Genomic DNA, 17,155 nt, shown 5'->3' with positions numbered 1-17,155 from the left:
GGGAATGGACTATCGCCCAGCGCGCGACGCAGTGACAGTCCGCCAGCACGAACGAGAAGCTGTGAGAATCTGACAACTTCAGGCTTCCCCGTGCGTTGGGCAGGCCCCAGGTGACCTATTGGACAAGCCTCCGGTTGGGGTGGGCAAGCCCTCGTGACCGGGCAAGCCCGCCGCGGAGCCCAGCTGCCCCGGTGCGTGAAGGCCTCCGGACCGGGCGGGGCACCAGGTGACCGATCGGGTCGGGAAGTGGCCCGCGCCCCGGCATCACCGCAATCGGGCCACGCGCCGCCTCCTGCCGAGAACATCAAGCCGCCGGTCGAGTACGAGCACCCCCAGATGGGCCGACTCCCGCACACGGTGGCCCGATGTCCGCTGCTCCGCCGGTGAACTCGGCCAAAAGCATGCACAGTTCCAGTCCCGTACGTGACGATGCAGAGCGGTCGAGTCGAGTGCGGCGCGACCGCCAGGGCTACGACTTCCCCGCAACGGGGAGACAGGTGGGCACGGGGGCATGCGGTGGGGTGGGACGGAAACGGTACGTCCGGGGCAGCGGGTCGGACGGTTCACAGTGCTGGCCGAACTTGCGAGCGGCGGAATGGGGCGGGTGTACCTGGCGCGGTCACCGGCGGGACGTACGGTCGCACTGAAGACGCTGATCACGAACAACGCGGACGACCGGCGCCGGTTCGCCCGCGAGGTCGCGTGCGCGCAGCGGGTACGCGGTGTCTACACGGCTAGTGTCGTTGACGCCGACCCCACGGCGCAGGTGCCGTGGATGGCGCAGGAGTACATTCCGGCGCCTTCACTGAAGGAGCTGGTGGAGGATTGCGGCACGCTGGGACCGGACGCGCTGCACTGGGTGGCTGCCGGCATGGCGGAGGCCCTGGCCTCCCTGCACTCAGCAGGGCTGGTGCACCGGGACATCAAGCCGTCGAATGTGCTGCTGCCGGTGGAGGGGCCGCGCGTGATCGACTTCGGTATCTCGCAGGCGCACGACCTGACCCGGACCCAGTCGGCGCTCGGCACCGTGGCATACGCCTCGCCGGAACAGGCCCGGGGGGAGCCGACCACTGAGGCGTCCGACGTCTTCTCCCTGGGGGCGACCCTGTACTACCTGGCGGTGGGGAGGCCGCCCTACCTGGACATCGAGGAGATCTCGGCTCTGGAGCTGCTGATGCGCGCGGCCACCGGCGAGACCGATGTCTCCGGCCTCCCGTCCGTATTGAACGCCCTCGTTCTGCCCTGTCTCGATCTGAATCCGCGGGCGCGGCCCACGCCGGCCGAGCTGATCGCTCACTGCGCCGACCGTCTCGGTGACGGTCCGGCGGCCCGCAGCGACGGGAGCGTGCTGGACGCCCGGTGGACCGCAGCCATCGAGCGACACCGTGCCGAGCGGACCGATGCCCTGCGTGACGCGCTGCGGCACGTTGGCACCACCGGCCGGACCGCCCGGCCCAGGCGCACCGAAGCGGACGAGCCGACGCAGGCCGTGGCAGAGCCGGCCGGGACGGCACACCTGCCCGGCCCGCCGGCCACCGCCGCGTCCGCACGGAGCCGGCGTGTGCGGCTGACCGTCAGCGGGCTGGCCGCGGCGGGCGTGTTGGCCGGCACACTGCTGGTGCTGAGTCCCTGGGACGGGTCCGGCGACGGGGGTGGCACAAGCGCCGCGGGAGCCCCGGACCGGCCTGTGCGCTTCCTCGAAGTGGAGCGCGAACAGCCTGGAGCCTGTCCCGGCAGCGGGACGTCCGAAGCCGCCCCCTTGGCGACATCGCAGCCCGGGGTGCCCTCGGGTCGCGGCTTCACCTCGGACGACCGGCAACAGTGCGTGACCGTCTCCACCGCTCCCGGCATGACTGTTACCAGGTTCAGGCAGGTCTCAGCGTTCGAGGACACGGAGGACGGAGGGCCGGGCGGATGGTCGGTGCGGGTGGCGTTCGAGAGTAAGGACGCCAAGGCGTTCACTGCCCTGACCGGCAGGGTGACGGGCCGGATCGCCCCCACGGATTCCCTGGCGATCGTCCAGGGCGAGGGCCGGCTGCTCGCCAAGGTCACGGTGATCGGCCGCATCACGGGCGGCGAGGCCGTGATCGCGACCAGACTCGGACGCAACGAGGCGCTCTTCCTCGCCAACGTGTTGGGGGCCCCGTCCTGAATCCCCGCAGGCGGCCACAAGGGCCCCAGCCACCCGCTCAATGGCCACCGAGCACGCCGCAGCACCTCGTCGTAGGTGCCGTTCGTCTCGGCGCAAGGACGAAACCTCACGTTCTCGCCAAGGATCTCGTGGGCAGCGGGCCGGGTGCCTACGGTCATCGCCTCGGAGGTCGTGTCAGCCCCGCTGATCGCGTCCCGCAGCTCCGAGGGCTGGTCGTCGGCCGCCCCGGGCTGGAGGACGGCCACCGCGCCGCTAACGGGCGGTGAAGTGGTGCCGCCGATCCAGGCGGTGGACTTTCCCTTCACGCCGAGCGAGCTGTACCACCCCGATTCGTTCGGCGTCACCGCGATCCACACCCCTACTTCTTCGCCGCCTCCGCCGCCACACCACACCACCCCGGGACCGGACCCCGCCGATAGCCATGGTCAGCCGCTCGTGGGTGCAGGGTGGTGCGGGTGGCCGAAGTCCGCATCCGTAAGCCACCCGTATTGGGGATCGGCATGCTGGCGTGTGGGGGCTTCGCACAATGGGCCGCCGTCGCTGCCGGGCGAGACCCATACGCCGCGCCATCGTGGGTGCCGGTCTGTGATGGGATAGCCGCAACTGCCGCAGCGGACGACTGGGACGCCGTGATCGCCCAGCAGCCGGGTCAGTTGGCTCGGCTGGAGCTCGGGGACGCCGTCTGAGTCCCCGGTGTGGCCGGACATCATGGTGGAGCTGTTCCAGGTGGCCGCGTCGAACGTGTCGGCCCAGGTGGTGTCCGGGCCGACGCCGTGAAAGGTCCGCCATCCGAATACGGGTGTACCTGGGCCATTCTTTTCGGGAGACTCGCAGAAGGACTCGAGCACCGGAGCGGTGTAGCCAGGACGAACCGTACGGATGTCGGTTTCCAGGATCGGCCGGATCACGGTATGCAGGGCGTCGAGGGCGGAAAGCACACCGGTTTCGAGTTGGTTCCGGCCGCGCTCGCCTGCCTGATGCGCCGCGCACAGCACCATCTGCTCCAGGGCGCCGTCGAGGAAGACGGCCTGCTCGACTACGGCTTCACCGTTGTCCGCGAGGACAACGCGGTGGCGCATCCTGGCGCCCTCGATGTCGCCGGTCCACTCCACGGACTCGCCGGCCCGGACGGCCTTCGCCCCATCAGCCGGAGTCGGATATCGGTTGGCCAGGGCGATGCGCGGATCATCGTCTTCATCTGGAAGCTCGTCCCAGTCAGGTGCTTCCCAACCGGCGGGCTGCGAGACGGCCTGCCGTCCGGGGGCGGTCTGCACGGTGCTGCGCTGCCGGGACGCCGTGCGGTTCTTCTTGCGCTTCTTCGGCATTGATTGTGGGCTCCATTCGTCTCCTGCGCCGGACAGGTCCTCGATCGTGTCATTTGTCGATGCGTCAAATGATCCGAACGCGATAATCCTTCCCAGGCTCCCCAGTGGGGCCGGCGGCCCAGCAGCGGGCCGTGCGGTCAGCGACCGGGCGCTGTCTCCCGGGTGGCCGCAGCCGGTACGAGGTCTGCGGGCTCGGCCCTGGTGTGGTTGCGTACCAGCAGGCAGGCGAGTGCTCCGGCCGGGACCAAGGCGATCGGGAGGATCGCGGTGACGTGCATCGTGGCCCGGCAGCCCGCTCAGGATCCGCGTCATGCGCGCACCCTCGCCATCGGTCATGCGCGCACCCTGCCAGCCCCCTCTGACTACGCTCCCTTCTCGCAAGAGGGACGAAGGGCGAACACGCCAGCTCGGCCCACGCAGGCGCCACCCCGCAGGGCTATGCGGCAAACTCAGCACGACAACGCTCGAGCTCATTGGGCAGAGCCAGTACTCATGCACAACACCTGGGACAAATAAGTACAGTTGGTCCGTCTGGCCAGGCAAGTGCTTACCACAGGAGAGACACCGGAGGGGCGCCCACGGGGGGTCTGGGTGCAGGCGTGGCCACAGTGAGTGACACCCAGCCTCGGACCGTCTCCTGGTGCGCATCGCCGGCTGTGCTCGTGGTCGCCGCCTCCGCACCTCGACAGAGCACGGCGTTCGTACTTGGCTAGGGTGCGACCATGGCTACCGTCCGCGCCCACGACCCCGCCCTGCTGGACCCCAAAGGCCCGGTGATGACAGCGATCGCGTGCACCGTCGGCGCGGTCCTGTTCCTCGGCGCGGGAGGGGCCTTTGTCTATGTCGCCGTCCACACCGTTGCCGACTTCCACGACACCGGCAGCGGGTGGGTGTGGGCTGGCGTCGGCCTCGCCCTGGCCGCGGCATTCATCGCCGTGGTCGGGTTGTCCACGATCTCCTCCGCCCGTGCGGAGCGGCGAGCCACGCTCCAGCTCGCCGCCTTCGGCGTCGACGCGACCGCCCTGGTTCTGGCGGTCGCTCCTCCCCACCGACCAACGACAACTACGACCAGGTCCGGCTCCTGATACGTGTCAGCGGCCATGGTTTCGAGCCCTTCGAGAGCGGCAGCGAAGTCCCGAAGTACCGGTTCGGCAGCGCCACACAGGGGACGGTGCTGCCCGCCCGGGTCAATCCGGCCACCCCTCGCATTCACCATCGAGCGACCGCCTGCGCGCCCGGCCCACGAGGCCGGAGACGCATAGCTACGACGTGAATCACGTCCCATGTTCACACGCTTGTCTCATGTGCGGTGAGCAGCTCAGACCACCGCGGCCTTGCACCCGTCCCACGGGACTCGGAGCGCATCCGGGACAATACGCGGCGGCCAGACCGCTACCACCCCGGGCTCACACCCCCGCACCCGTCGTGCTGATCGGTGTGTGCTCTGGCCGGACCACACGCTCAGCCGAAGGCCGCCTGCTTGTAAGTCAGTTACCAGTCCGAGCGATCACGTACGACGGCCCGTCCGCACCTCGCGTTCAACCACAGGCCGTGCTTCGCCGTGCTTGGCCAGAAGTCGCCTGCGCAGGTCGTGCGGTACGGAGCTTGCTCCTGGCCCACACTCGTACAAAGTGTCACCGCAGCCGGAGCAGTGGTAGCCGATGTCCCATTCAATCGACGAGACCGGCAATGTGAAGAAGCGCAACCATACGGTCGGAGTCCAGCGCCAGTAGACGGCAACGGCCGGTGGGTTCGAGAACTCTCCCAGGTCGCGGTCTGTCCACGCCGGCGATCGAGGGCCTCACCCGGTTTGTCCCGATACACCGGGTGGCGGGCTCGCGTTCCAGTTCTCCTCGAAGGACTGGGCTTCCGCGACCAGCCAGGCCACCAAGTCGAGCACGCTCGGGGTGGGTTGCGGGGAGACACCTGTGAAGAGACTCAGACCATAGGGGCCGGGCGTCTCGGTGTCCGGCAGCACGATCGCCAGTTCTCCGGTGTCGATTTGGTTCTGGACGAGGACACGGGACTGAAGAGCGACACCGTGTCCCCGCAGTGCCGCCTCGATGGTGAGGTAGGAGTGCGAGTAGGTGGGGCCCGCGCCCGCGGCCTGCGACAGTTCGATGGTGCCGTGTCGCCTCACCCATCGCTTCCAGTCGACCTGGTCGGGGATGAGGGACTCGAACTCGTCGTGGAGCAGAGTGTGCCGCAGAAGATCGCCGGGTCGTTGGAGCGGGGCCGATTCAGCGAGGTACCGGGGACTTGCCACGGCCACGAAACGGTCCTGCAACAGATGCCGTTTCCGCAGGCCGGGGTAGTTCTCGTTACCAGGGCGAATCGCCACGTCCACCCGGTCGCGGACGAAGTGGACGGGCGGCACGGATGCCACCACCCGGACGTCCGTCTGCTCGTGCGCCTGCAGGAACGGGCCCAGGCAAGGCATGAGCCACCGACTTACGACCGACGGCATGGCGACGATGGTGACTTCCGTCCGGAGCTGGTCGCGTCGGACCTCCCGGGAGATCTGTTCCAGGTCCTCGAGGAGGGGCTGGAGCCGACTGAGGTAGAGCTGACCGGCGTTCGTGAGCTCAACGCCCTTGGGGCGGCGATGAAACAGCTCGACGCCGAGCCACTTCTCCAGTTGGCGCACCTGATGGGCGACGGCGCCGGCGGTGACGTGCAACTCGGGTGCTGCGGCGGAGAAGCCCTCGTACCGCGCCGCTGCCTCGAAGGCGCGTATCGCCAGCATCGGCGGAAGTTCGCGGGCCACCGCCTAGCCCCAATTTCCTTGGGTCATGATGTGCCTTTCTCTCGCTTGTAGCACCAGATTTGCCACCTTAATCTGAACCGCCAACGGTTGGAGAGCCAATGACATTCGGGCATGGGCCACACACGACGCAGTCTGCAAGGGGGCGAGTCCTCATCCCCTGGTCGAGGCAGGAGGGGCACGGGTCCCCTGCGATCGTGCGAGCGCAAGGGAGCCACCTCTACGACGAGGACGGCAACGCGCTCCTGGACCTCAGCAGTGGGCAGGTGGCGCTGAACCTGGGGCACGGGCATCCGGCGGTGGTGGAAGCCATCCAGCAGCAGGCCGCCACGTTGTGCTGGGTTCCGTCGAGCTTCCGGAACGACAAACGCCACCGCTACGCGCAGATGCTGAACGAGATCTCACCGTGGGACGAGGGCCTGCGCGTCCACTTCACGTCCGGAGGAGCGGAGGCCAACGACGACGCCGTCAAGACCACGCGGATGGTCACGGGACGCTCGAAGATCCTCACGGCATATCGGTCGTACCACGGGAGCACCCTCGGGGGAAACGCGTTGTCCGGCGTCGACCGCTGGCGCGATCCGTACCCGTCGCTTCCCGGGATTGTGAAGTTCTTCGCCCCATACCCGTACCGAAGCCCGTTCGGAGACGTCTCTGCCGCGGACGAGACCGTGCAAGCGCTGCATCATCTGGAGCGGATCCTCTCGCACGAGGGAGCGCACAATGTCGCCGCCCTGCTGATCGAGCCCGTGACGGGAAGCAGCGGATTCGTGCAGTACCCGCCCGGATATCTCGACGGGGTGCGTGACCTGTGCACCCGGCACGGAATCGTGCTGATCTTCGACGAGGTGATGACGGGATTCGGACGCGTCGGGGCGCCGTTCGCCGCGAACCGTCTCGGGGTGGAGCCCGACATCATCACGTTCGCGAAGGGCGCGAGCTCGGCCTACGTCCCGCTCGGTGGTGTACTGGTCCGGGAGTCGCTGGCCCGGTACTTCGACGCCGAGTTCTTCGACGTCGGGCACACCTACTCCGGCCACGTCCTCGCCGTCGCAGCGGGCATCGCCGCACTCGAGGTCTACACGGAAGAGAATCTCTTCGAGAGGGCCCGAGAGCTCGAGAAGCAGCTCCGCGACGGTCTGGAAGGGCTTCAGGAGCGGCATCCGGTCATCGGAGACGTCAGGGGACTCGGGGCGCACTTCGCCCTCGAACTCGTACGCGATCGGGACACCCGCCAGCCCCTCGTGGAGTGGCACGACCCGTCGAGCTCCACACCGATGGACGCCTTCTTCGGCGCCCTTCGCCGACGCGGCGTTCACACGTACGGGCGCTACAACATCGTCGCCGTCACACCTCCGCTCACGATCTCCGACCGCGAACTGCAGCACGCGTTCGACGCCCTCGACAGCGCGCTCACCGAACTGGAGGCAGCTCTCGAGGACGGCAAAGTGCTCGTACATGGTCCCAAGCCGGCCGTCGGTACATGAACCCGGGCAATGATCAGGGGACGGTCGAACTTCCCAGTGCGCGGAGGGGAAAGACGTCGTGCGAATCGACCGACCTGTTCAACCGGTCGACGGGTCATCGAAGATGGCTGCCCACCGTCAAGTGGCCGAGCACCGATAGCGGGTACGCGCCCGGGTTATCCTCCCAGCGGTCGGTTCCCTTCTCCATACCGCAAGGTCAGCTTGTTCTTTATCTACCAAGCGCTTCCGGGCTTGCCGATGGCTTTGAGGGTCTCGGGGCGCTTGACCGTTTTGCCGACGTCGTAGCGGAGTGCCCGGTGTTTGTTCTTAGTGCCTGGTGGCCGTCCGGGGCCAGCGCCGCGGGGCTTGGGAACACGGGCCGGGCAGGCGAGGTGGGCGCGGATGTTCCTGAACCCTCGGCGGACCCGGGCGGGGGTGAGGCGGTCGGAGGTGGACGGTTGTTCCCAGGGCCGGCGAAGGTCTTTGGCGAGGGGACGGGCGAGCCGGAGCTGGGTGTGAGCGACGATCAGGATCCAGGTCCAACGGTCCGCTGCCTCGGGAGTGCGGAGTTTCGGGGTGGTCCATCCGAGGGTCTGCTTCGCGAAGCGGAAGGTGTGCTCCAGGTCGAAGCGGCGGAGAAACGCCTGCCAGAAGCGGTCCACGTCGTCCGGGGTAGCACCGGTCTTCGAGGACCATAACCACACCGGCGGGGCATCCCGGTCCTTCGACAGATGCTCGACCTTCAACCGGATCAACGTACACTCCACCAAGGGCAGTTCACCATCATGGGCGGGCCAGGAGCAGCGGTGGGTGAGCCGGGGGTGGACCCGGTCCCATGCCTGAGTTTCTGCCTTGCCGTAGTTGGTGGTGTCGGTGACCGTGGTGATCACGGGCTCGGGCCAGGTCTCCGGTTTGGTGAAGCGGAACTCCGGGCCATGCTTGGGCGGCCGACCGCTGACACCGTGCGTTCGCGGTGGCTTCGGCAGATGCATCACTCGGTCGGCGCGGACCCGGCCGACCATCTCGGCCGGCAGGTCGCGCAGGACCCAGGCCAGGCGGGTGACGTCGTAGCCGGCATCGCTCACGATCGCGATATGCGGGTCACCCCAGTCTGCCCAGAACAGCCGATCCGCCGAGCACGGAGCGTCCGAGCGAAGCCACGGCGACCCATCAACCGCCAGCACCAGGCGCCCACCATCGAAACGCGGCAGCGGCAGCCCGGCCAGCACTTTCCGCAGCCGGCCCATATCCATCCGGCCGTGGTTCAGGCCGCCGTTCATCGCGCCGTGCCCACGCCGATGCTCGGGCAACAGGGTCAAGTCCACCGGGGACTCAGCCTTGAAGGAACTCGATGAGCTTCGGCGCGAGCTTCTTGGGCGCCATGACCACCGCTCCGTGATTGAGGCCCTGGAGCATGTGATGGTCGGCGTCGGGCAGCACCTCCGTGACCGCTCGCGCGGCGCTCTGGAAGCCGTCTGGGCTCTTGGAGCCGGTCATGACGAGGGTCGGAGCAGTCGCGGGCGACCACATCTCGGCGGTGAGGGGTTTGCCCTGCTGGGTATCGCCCATGACCGCGATGTCGTAGGGCAGGGTATGGGCCATCGCCTTGAGGTTCGACCACACTTTGGGCATCAGCCGCATCGATCCGACCATGAACGCGGGCATGCCCTGGGCCTTGGTCATGAAGGTCTTGACCGCCTCGCTGCGCCGGTCCTGGGCGATCAGGCTGTCGATGTGCCGTGCGAAGTCTTTCGGTGGTCCGAAGTCGCTGGGTGTGACGGCGAAGGGCGGCTCGTAGAGCGCGAGCCGCTTGATGTTCAGGCCAGCCGCGGCGGCGCGCAGAGCGAGTACCGCACCGGACGAACTGCCGAACACCGAGGCAACACCGCCTGCGTGCTCTATCAGCGCCGCGACGTCGTCGATCTCGCGCCGCACCGTGTAGTCGGCGTTGTTGCCGCTGGCGCCCCGGCCGCGGCGGTCATAGTTGACGACGGTGAAGTGCGGGGCGAGGAGGCCGGCGAGCTTCTTGGTGTCGGAGCGGTCGGCCAGCGCCGAGGCCACCAGGATTGCCGTAGGCCCGCTGCCGGACTGCTCAAACGCGATGGGGGTGCCGTCACTCGAGACAACCGTCGACTTCACGGTGCCCGCCGGCTGGGGAGTTGCTGGCATGCTCTTCCGTCCGCTCCACGTGGAGGTGCCGTTACTTCTGATGCAGATGGGACAGCGGCTCGGCGAAAAAATCATCGGTCCCGCAGCATCGATTTTTGAACCTCGTGCGCTAGCGGCCGTGGCCTCCGTCATCGTGGTGGTCCGTCCGCACCCAGGCGACTGGCTGAGCGCGGGTGGCTGGTCCTGGAGGCGTCGGAGATGTTCAACGCTCGCCGCGGGTCCGTGGCCGGGCCAGGCGGCGGCCCATCCTCGTGATCATCGACCACTGGATGATCGCCTCGCTGGTGACGGTCAGGGTTTCGTAGTCGCGGGCCAGACAGCGAGAATGCATCAGCCATGCGGACGTGCGCTCCACCACCCACCTGCGGGGCAACACCACAAACCCTTCCATGGTGTCGGTGCGCTCGACGGCCTGGAGGGCGAGCGCGCGTTTCTCTCTCGCCCATCCGATCAGGCCGCCGGTGCAACCGCCATCGGCCCAGACCAGGGTGATCTCACGGCGCAGGGTGTGCAGCCGCTGAAGCAGGGGCACGGCCGCATCCCGGTCGCCGACGGTCGCGGCGGTCACCACGACGACCAGCAGCAGGCCGAGCCTGTCGGTCACAGTATGCCGTTTGCGGCCCGGCACCTTCCTCCCGCCGTCGTACCCGCTCGAGGAAAGCGTCACCGAGGCCGAGGCCCGCACCGACCGCGCGTCGATGATCCCCACCAAAAGCTCCGCCTCCCGGCCCTCGCGCTCACGAACCTTCCCACGCAGCCGGTCATGGAACTGCGCGACCAGTCCGTGCTCCCGCCACCGCCGGAAGAAGGCATGAACCCGGCCCAGGCAGGGTAGTCCGCGGGCATCGCACGCCAGGAGATCCCGCCCAGGACCAGGTAGCGGATCCGACCACCACGTTCCAACACCGGTCGAGAAACGGCTTGTCAGATGGCTCGTGGTCACAGCCACTCCGTATTGCGATTCTCATTTGAGTGAACAGGGAATTCCCATTGGCGCGCGTCAATGGTTCCAGCCAATGGCCGGTCACGGGGACCCCGACCCCCAGAGACGCCCATCGGTTTGCAAGTCTGAGCAAAGACGCTCGGATGAGATTCGGCCAGGACATCGGCGTGAGACTCAGCATCTGCGGCCCGCCTCCGCTGGGCCCCCAACGCCGATCCCCGGTCGCGCCTCCTCGCGTTCCTCGACGGCATCGTGGACGTGGCGGCCCGCAACAACGGCCTGCTCGCAGCCCTGGGCAGGCCGTCACCCCCACCCAGCGCCAGAGTCGCCTTCAGCGTCCGGCGTCGTGCCGCCTGTGACGGCTTCTCCAGCGAGGCCGCTGTGGAGGACCTCCCGTTGCCATTGGCGTCGCGGCTGGGTATGCAGGCGCCAGTAGTGTTCGGCGATGTCGTCGGGGTCGAACGCCGTACCCGCAACGACGGGACCGTCCACGGTGACGCCGGCCACGTGGACGCCGGAGGGTCCATATTCCTGGTCGAGCAGAGTGACCAGGGTGCGCACTCCGGCCTTGCCGAGCGAAAGGCTCACGTACTGGGGCTTCGGCTCGGGCATTCCGCCTGTGATGATGAATGAACCACTCCCCCGCCGCGCCATTTCGGGGGCGAGGTGGGAGGCGGCGGTGATCGCTCCGACCACGTTGACCGCCCAGGCATCCAACTGGGCGTGCGCGGACAGTTGTCCGGGTCTGTCCGGCTGGATGATCGCCGCGTTGTAGACAACGACGTCGGGGAGGCCGAACTCCGCGGTCGCAGTGTCGAGGGCGGCGCGCAGCGCCGTCTCGTCGGTGCTGTTCGCTGTCAGGGCGATGACTGGCACACCGAAGGGGGAAACCGCTTCGGTCACGTCGGCAAGTGTTCGAGCGGTCCGTGCGATGAGCGCAATCGGCAGTCCCTGCCGTGCGAATCGGCGGGCGACCGACCGGCCGATCCCTGGACCGGCTCCTATGACCACTGCTCCCGGCATTTCTGGCTCCTTCGCTGGATGATGGCTGACAACCGGGACGTTAAGGTGTCACATCGGTGTGAAGGTCAACCTTGGAGCGGGGTGTCCATGCGGATCGGTGCCTTGGCCCGGACGGCAGGCGTCAGTCGGCGGTTGCTGCGCTACTACGAGGAGCAGGGGCTGCTCCGGCCGCTACGGCTGACAAACGGCTATCGTGAGTACTCCGAGGCTGACGTCACCGCTGTGCGCCATGTCCGAGCCCTGCTGGCCGCAGGCCTGCCCACCGCGGTCATCGCCCGCCTGCTGCACTGCGTCCATGACGACGGTGAACGCCTCATTCCGTCGACCTGTCCCGGAATGGTCGCTGACCTGCAGCGAGAGCACCGCCGCATCACCGAGACGATCACAGAGCTCCAATCCTCTCAGCAGGTGCTCGGCACCATGCTCACCGCCGCCCTACGACAACCCGGCGGCGGCCCCGGCCGGCGTGAACAGGACGGTCCAGCGGAGTCGGCCTGACGTCAGGAAGCGCCCCGACTCCAGTGACCGTCCACGCACGGGGCTGGGCCAAGCTCCGGGTGGGGCCGTAATGGCAGGGGCGAGGCCGGGCAACATTCCCGTTGGCCGGACGGCGGGTTCTCAACGTGGCCGTCGCCGCAGTCGCAGTGGATGTCATCGGTCTCGCCTCGCACCGTCCGGCCGGCCGGACGATCGCCGGCCACATGTGCGTGGACCTCGTGACCGGCGCCCTGGCCGCGGCGAGCCGAACTCGCCGCAGCCTCACCGGATCGGTCATGCACACCGGCCACGGGGCCCGGGAGCGGCGCGTCCCTTGCGAGAGCACGCACCGCCCGTCGTGACCGTCAGGCCCGCTCCGCCACTTGGCGCCAACCGGCAAGAACCACCAGGCCTCCGATGGCCGCGAGGACCATGAGGGCTACGCCGAACACCGTGGCACCGTTGGTCAGTCCCACCGCATCACTCAGGTATCCGGCAGAGACAGGAAGAGCGCCGGCGAAGACATACCCGCCCACGTTGAGAGCGGCGTTGGCCTCCGCGAGGCGCTGCGGAGGAACGCTGGAGAGAAACATGGCGAAGGCCATGGCGCCGGCGATGATCCGGCTGGTACTGCCCAGCAGACCCGAGAGGAGCGAGGGACCGAGCGAGAGCACAAACGATGTGGCGGCAATGCCGGGTGCGAACACGGCTATCTCCAGGGTGAGTTCACGACCTCCCCCTTGCGGGACGGCGGGTACACGCACCCAGGCGCCCTTGGGTGGCGACAAGGGGCTCCGGATCGGCATGCGCAGTACGGCAAACACCGCGGTGACGAGCAGCGTGGCCTCGACGACGAAGACGGTGACGGTAGGTGCGGGCATGGTTTCCGAGAGGACCCCGGCCAGGAAGGGGCCGAGACCGGCGCCGAAGACCATCGCGCACGAAGCGAGCAGGGCGGCGGTTCTCCTGCGTTCGGGGCCGCCCACGTCGGTCACCGCAGCCATGCCCGCCGAGACCACAGCACCGACCGCCATTCCGGTGAGCAGCCGGGCCACGATCAACGCGGCCACACTGGTGGCGGTCGCGAAGATCAGGCATGCGATGAGGGCGAATACAAGGGCGGGCAGCAGTACGGGCGCTCTACGCGGAGGACGCCGAGGTGGAGATCGCCTTCTCGCCGGACTGGGGCGGCAGCCTGGTGGGGACGGAAATCAGCTCCAGCAGACACTCGGACTGCGGACCGCCCCCGTAACGCCCGGGCGTCAGGACGATGGCGAGGGGCGCATCGCCCTTCGGCCGCGAGGTGGGTCTTGGTGGTGAAGCCGTCTCGGGCCCGTCCCAGGCATTCGCCGATTTGACCGCCTCCTCCAGCCGGACGAGCAGATTCCGCAGCACCGGATCGACCTGGTTCGTCCCTCGCCTCGCATCGGCAGCGCGCTGGCGAGCCCGCACCACGGTGAAGTCCACCGACACGTCCCAGTCGATCCGGGCAGGAGTTGGACTCCGCTGTCGCCCGGTCAGTCGGACGTCGGTGGCGCGAGCAGCACCTCGACGTCGCGGGCGCGCAGCGCGTCGAGGAGGGCCGGGTCAGCCGAGGTGTCGGTGACGAGGGTCCAGCCGGGCTGCCAGGGGGCCCAGGCGTGGAAGGGGGAGGCTCCCAGCTTCGCCGCGTGGGCGAGGACATACACCCGGTGCGACCGGCGCGCCATCAGTTCCTTGAGCCTGATCTGCTCCGCGTCGGCCTCGCAGATCCCGAGTGCGGGAGAGACGCCGTCCGTGCCAAGGAACACCGCGTCGAAAGTCATGCGTTCCAGCGCCGCTTCGGCGAGCGGGCCGACGAACGCGTGACTGAGCGGCCGGTAGTGGCCACCCAGGCAGGTGAGGTGCACGCCTTCGGCCCCGCCGAGTTCGAACACCGCGGACAGACTGGGAGTCGCGACGGAGACCCCGTCCGCCACCCCGCGCAGGGCCCGGGCCAGTGCGGCCACCGTGGAACCGGCGTCGAAGAGCACCGTGGCGCCTGCTGCGATACGGGTCAACGCGAGCGCCGCGATGGCCCGCTTGGCCTCGGCCGCCTCGTCCGTGCGCCGCTGCAGGGACGTCTCGGCGGAAGCGGTCAACGCCATGGCTCCGCCGTACGTGCGTGCGAGGCGTCCGTCGGCGGTGAGGCGGGCGAGGTCACGGCGGATCGTGGACGGGCTCACCGCGAAGCGCACACTGAGATCGTCCACCCCCGTCGGACCGGCGTCCTGGGCCAGCTCCACGATGCTTTCGCGCCTGGCGCGGGCTTCCGCACTGGTCATCGGAGCCTTTCGGTGGCAAGGGCGACCGCTTGGCGAAGCGCCTCGACCATGCTGCCGCCCCGGGCGGTGCCGGTCCCGGCGATGTCGAAGGCGGTGCCGTGGTCGACGGAAGTGCGGATGACGGGGAGTCCGACGGTGACGTTGACGCCGTTCTCGATGCCGAGGACCTTGACCGGGGCATGGCCCTGGTCGTGGTACATCGCCACGATCAGATCGTAGTCCCCCCGGGCGGCCAGGAAGAACGCCGTGTCCGCGGGAAGCGGGCCTTGGGCGTCGATGCCGTCGGCGCGCAGCGCCGCGAGGGCGGGAGCGATCTTCGCCTCCTCCTCGCCGTTGCCGAAGAGGCCGTTCTCGCCCGCGTGCGGGTTGATGCCGCAGACGCCGATGACGGGCTCGGCGGTCCCCGCCCGCACCAGGGCCTGGTGACCGCGGCGCACGGTGCGCTCGACCAGGGGCGGATCGATGCGGTTCACCGCGTCGATGAGGCCGAGGTGGGTGGTGACATGGATGACGTTCAGCGCAGGGGTGGTCAGCATCATCGACACCTCGTCCACCCCCGTCAGCCGCGCGAGCAGTTCGGTGTGTCCGGCGTACTCGTGACCGGCGAGCCGCAGGGCCTCCTTGTTGAGGGGAGCCGTGCAGATGGCGTCGACGTCGCCGCCCAGCGCCAGCCGCGCGGCCTCCTCCACGTAGCGGAAGGCGGCCTCGCCCGCCTCCGGGGCGAGCTGTCCCCACGGCAGGCCGGCGGGGAGCAGGTCCAGGTCGACGACGTTGACGCGGCCGGGAGTCCAGTCGGCGTCCCCGGGTCCGGACACCGTGACCACGGTGTCGCCGCTGCCGACGAGGGCGGCGGCCTCCCGAAGCCTGCGGGCGTCACCGATGACCAGGGGCCGGCAGCCGTTGACGATGTCGGGGTGGKCGAGCGCCGCCATGACGACCTCAGGGCCGACACCCGCGCCGTCCCCCATGGTGACCGCGACCACGGGGCGGTGGTCGTCGGCAGGCGTGGCCGTCCGGGGCCGGTCGGGGCTGTGCAAGGGGGCGTTCATCGCGGTCCTCCATCGAATGGGGTGTTCGTGCCTGCGGGAGTTCGGGGCGTTGTTCCGGGGCGGGCCGGGCGCTTGTGATCCGGGAGCAGTGCCTCGACCATGCGCACCAGCGAATCCTGGCCGCCGTGGCTTCCCGGACGGATGACGACACCGCGTCCTTGCGGGGTGCGGCAGAGCACCGCGCCGTGGTGTACCTGCCCGACAGGCAGCAGCGAGGTGACCGCGAGCGCGTCCAGGAGGGTCCGGGCGGTCTCGCCGCCGGTGAGGACGAGATCGGCGTTCGGCGGCAGCCGTCCGGCGACGGCCCGGCACAGGCCGTGCACGAGGCGGGGCGCCGCCGAGGGATCGACCGTGCCGGTGCGGGCGATGCTGAACACCGTGACCGGGGCGGGCAGTTGGACGGGCCCGGGACTCGTGTACGGGGCGCGGCCGTGGCCGACGGCGGTGCCGGGGGCGCAGCGCTCGGTGTCCGGTGCGCCCGGCCGGCCGCTCCGGGGGTCGGCGGCCAGGGAAGCGGCAAGGAGGGAAGCGGCAGGAAGGGCCGTGTGCTGGGCACCACGCGCAGAAAGCTGCGCGATCTGCGCAGCCGCGCCGCGGTGTGCGGTACCGACGACCACCACGACCGGACGGAGGGTCTCCGGTGCCGGCCGGCCGGGGCCGATGCGCCGTCCCCCGGGGCCGGTGCTCTGCACCCCGCCGGCGCACCGGCGCCCCAGGGCGGCGACGATCCCGCCGGCGCCTATTGTCCGTACAGTCCGCGGCAGCCTGAGCAGGGCTTCTGCGAGGGCGTCCAGATCGGCGTCCGTCTCCGCGTCGCACACCAGGGACGTGCCGGCAGCAAGACCGGAGCGCAGCCGGTGTTCCAGGCTCCGTGCTCCGGCCCGTACGTCGTCCAGGCGTACGGCGACGGTGCGGGCAGCGCCGAGTGCCTCGGCCACCGACCGGGGCGGCGGTCCGGGTTCCGCCTGCCAGGCGTCGGTGCGGTGCAGCGGGACTCCGTGCAGCCGGACGACCCCGTCGCGGACGGTCCGGCCGGCGGCGGGGACAGCGGTGATCACCAGGAGACCTTCCGCCCCCTCCCCGAACGCCCGGGCCTCCGGGGCGAAATGGCCCCGGAGCAGCGAGTCGGCCTTCTTCACCAGCCGTCCGCCCTCCGGTTCGTGGCGGCGCACCGCGTATGCCACGAGCAGCGCCGCCCCAGCAGCACTGCTCCGCCGCGAGTCGAGGTCGATGACCCGGGTCCGCCCGGGCGGACCCGAGGCGGCCGGGTCGAGATCGATCGCGCGGCAGCAGGGCAGCAGGGCCGCGCACTCCGCCGCACCGGACAGGTCGTCCGCGAGCACCACGAGCGACGAACCCACTTCGTCGTCGATCCCTTCGAACGGCACGAGTGGCACGAGCGGCCTCCTTCCCTCCCCCGTCGTCCGCGGCTTCCTCGCCCGCGGGCGAGGCGAACGACCGCCGGGGCCACGCACGGGGCGGCC

Annotated in this window: 14 protein-coding genes and 2 pseudogenes; 5 read left to right on the top strand and 11 right to left on the bottom strand. The window is 69.3% G+C overall.

Translation table 11 applies throughout. From position 1 onward, the window contains the following. The first annotated feature begins 568 nt into the window (after window positions 1–568). Window positions 569–2,152 (top strand): serine/threonine-protein kinase, encoded by a 1,584-nt coding sequence (locus EAO72_RS17875; protein WP_261991542.1) that lies wholly within the window; start codon window positions 569–571, stop codon window positions 2,150–2,152. Between the two features lie 425 nt (window positions 2,153–2,577). On the opposite strand, the gene EAO72_RS17870 is transcribed toward EAO72_RS17875, so the two are convergent. After that, window positions 2,578–3,477, bottom strand: coding sequence for a hypothetical protein (locus EAO72_RS17870; RefSeq protein ID WP_148018333.1), 900 nt, complete (start codon window positions 3,475–3,477; stop codon window positions 2,578–2,580). A gap of 722 nt (window positions 3,478–4,199) precedes the next feature. Here EAO72_RS17870 and EAO72_RS17865 point away from each other — a divergent pair. After that, on the top strand, window positions 4,200–4,562 hold the full coding sequence (locus EAO72_RS17865) for a hypothetical protein (protein WP_187285114.1): 363 nt from the start codon (window positions 4,200–4,202) through the stop codon (window positions 4,560–4,562). Window positions 4,563–5,278: 716 nt separating this feature from the next. Here the strand turns inward: EAO72_RS17865 and EAO72_RS17860 are convergent. Beyond that, window positions 5,279–6,244, bottom strand: coding sequence for a LysR substrate-binding domain-containing protein (locus tag EAO72_RS17860; RefSeq protein WP_148018332.1), 966 nt, complete (start codon window positions 6,242–6,244; stop codon window positions 5,279–5,281). 98 nt (window positions 6,245–6,342) lie between these two features. Here EAO72_RS17860 and EAO72_RS17855 point away from each other — a divergent pair, with 98 nt between their 5' ends. Then, window positions 6,343–7,728 (top strand): aminotransferase class III-fold pyridoxal phosphate-dependent enzyme, encoded by a 1,386-nt coding sequence (locus tag EAO72_RS17855; RefSeq protein WP_148018331.1) that lies wholly within the window; start codon window positions 6,343–6,345, stop codon window positions 7,726–7,728. Between the two features lie 212 nt (window positions 7,729–7,940). Here the strand turns inward: EAO72_RS17855 and EAO72_RS17850 are convergent. The 4 genes and pseudogenes from EAO72_RS17850 to EAO72_RS17830 form a co-directional block, all read right to left on the bottom strand. Continuing rightward, window positions 7,941–9,038 (bottom strand): annotated as a pseudogene (locus EAO72_RS17850) (transposase); the annotation flags it as partial. 1 nt (window position 9,039) lies between these two features. Continuing rightward, on the bottom strand, window positions 9,040–9,876 hold the full coding sequence (locus EAO72_RS17845; RefSeq protein WP_148018329.1) for an alpha/beta fold hydrolase: 837 nt from the start codon (window positions 9,874–9,876) through the stop codon (window positions 9,040–9,042). A 202-nt stretch (window positions 9,877–10,078) separates the two neighbouring features. Further along, window positions 10,079–10,585, bottom strand: coding sequence for a transposase (locus tag EAO72_RS17840; protein ID WP_261991541.1), 507 nt, complete (start codon window positions 10,583–10,585; stop codon window positions 10,079–10,081). 537 nt (window positions 10,586–11,122) lie between these two features. Beyond that, window positions 11,123–11,842 (bottom strand): SDR family NAD(P)-dependent oxidoreductase, encoded by a 720-nt coding sequence (locus EAO72_RS17830; RefSeq protein WP_148018328.1) that lies wholly within the window; start codon window positions 11,840–11,842, stop codon window positions 11,123–11,125. A gap of 87 nt (window positions 11,843–11,929) precedes the next feature. Between EAO72_RS17830 and EAO72_RS17825 the strand changes: the two genes are divergently transcribed. Continuing rightward, window positions 11,930–12,340, top strand: coding sequence for a MerR family transcriptional regulator (locus EAO72_RS17825; protein WP_148018327.1), 411 nt, complete (start codon window positions 11,930–11,932; stop codon window positions 12,338–12,340). A gap of 125 nt (window positions 12,341–12,465) precedes the next feature. Next, window positions 12,466–12,681, top strand: coding sequence for a hypothetical protein (locus EAO72_RS17820; RefSeq protein ID WP_148018326.1), 216 nt, complete (start codon window positions 12,466–12,468; stop codon window positions 12,679–12,681). A 3-nt stretch (window positions 12,682–12,684) separates the two neighbouring features. Here EAO72_RS17820 and EAO72_RS17815 read toward each other — a convergent pair. The 5 genes and pseudogenes from EAO72_RS17815 to EAO72_RS17795 form a co-directional block, all read right to left on the bottom strand. Further along, window positions 12,685–13,461: pseudogene (locus EAO72_RS17815) on the bottom strand (MFS transporter); the annotation flags it as partial. Continuing rightward, complete coding sequence (locus EAO72_RS17810) at window positions 13,460–13,786, bottom strand: hypothetical protein (RefSeq protein ID WP_148018324.1); 327 nt, start codon at window positions 13,784–13,786, stop codon at window positions 13,460–13,462. The gene EAO72_RS17810 and the pseudogene EAO72_RS17815, both read right to left, overlap by 2 nt. Window positions 13,787–13,836: 50 nt before the next feature. Continuing rightward, the gene (locus tag EAO72_RS17805; protein ID WP_148018323.1) at window positions 13,837–14,622 is read right to left on the bottom strand and encodes a DeoR/GlpR family DNA-binding transcription regulator; all 786 of its coding nucleotides are present in this window, start codon (window positions 14,620–14,622) and stop codon (window positions 13,837–13,839) included. Further along, window positions 14,619–15,671: a 4-hydroxythreonine-4-phosphate dehydrogenase PdxA gene (pdxA, locus tag EAO72_RS17800; protein ID WP_148018322.1), complete on the bottom strand. Its 1,053-nt coding sequence runs from the start codon at window positions 15,669–15,671 to the stop codon at window positions 14,619–14,621. Before pdxA ends, EAO72_RS17805 begins: the two co-directional genes overlap by 4 nt. Then, window positions 15,668–17,068 (bottom strand): four-carbon acid sugar kinase family protein, encoded by a 1,401-nt coding sequence (locus EAO72_RS17795; RefSeq protein WP_261991540.1) that lies wholly within the window; start codon window positions 17,066–17,068, stop codon window positions 15,668–15,670. Before EAO72_RS17795 ends, pdxA begins: the two co-directional genes overlap by 4 nt. Between the last annotated feature and the right edge of the window lie 87 nt (window positions 17,069–17,155).

The sequence above is a fragment of the Streptomyces sp. OR43 genome (genome assembly GCF_008042275.1).
GTDB lineage: Bacteria > Actinomycetota > Actinomycetes > Streptomycetales > Streptomycetaceae > Streptomyces.
Note: the sequence above shows the minus strand (reverse complement) of the source record. Positions and strands in the feature narration are given on the sequence as shown.

Excerpts from the sequence above, each read along its gene's own strand:
- EAO72_RS17855 (WP_148018331.1), top strand. The coding sequence starts at position 6,343 with ATGACATTCGGGCATGGGCCACACACGACGCAGTCTGCAAGGGGGCGA.
- EAO72_RS17870 (WP_148018333.1), bottom strand. The coding sequence starts at position 3,477 with ATGCCGAAGAAGCGCAAGAAGAACCGCACGGCGTCCCGGCAGCGCAGC.
- EAO72_RS17825 (WP_148018327.1), top strand. The coding sequence starts at position 11,930 with ATGCGGATCGGTGCCTTGGCCCGGACGGCAGGCGTCAGTCGGCGGTTG.
- EAO72_RS17845 (WP_148018329.1), bottom strand. The coding sequence starts at position 9,876 with ATGCCAGCAACTCCCCAGCCGGCGGGCACCGTGAAGTCGACGGTTGTC.
- EAO72_RS17830 (WP_148018328.1), bottom strand. The coding sequence starts at position 11,842 with ATGCCGGGAGCAGTGGTCATAGGAGCCGGTCCAGGGATCGGCCGGTCG.
- EAO72_RS17805 (WP_148018323.1), bottom strand. The coding sequence starts at position 14,622 with ATGACCAGTGCGGAAGCCCGCGCCAGGCGCGAAAGCATCGTGGAGCTG.
- EAO72_RS17865 (WP_187285114.1), top strand. The coding sequence starts at position 4,200 with ATGGCTACCGTCCGCGCCCACGACCCCGCCCTGCTGGACCCCAAAGGC.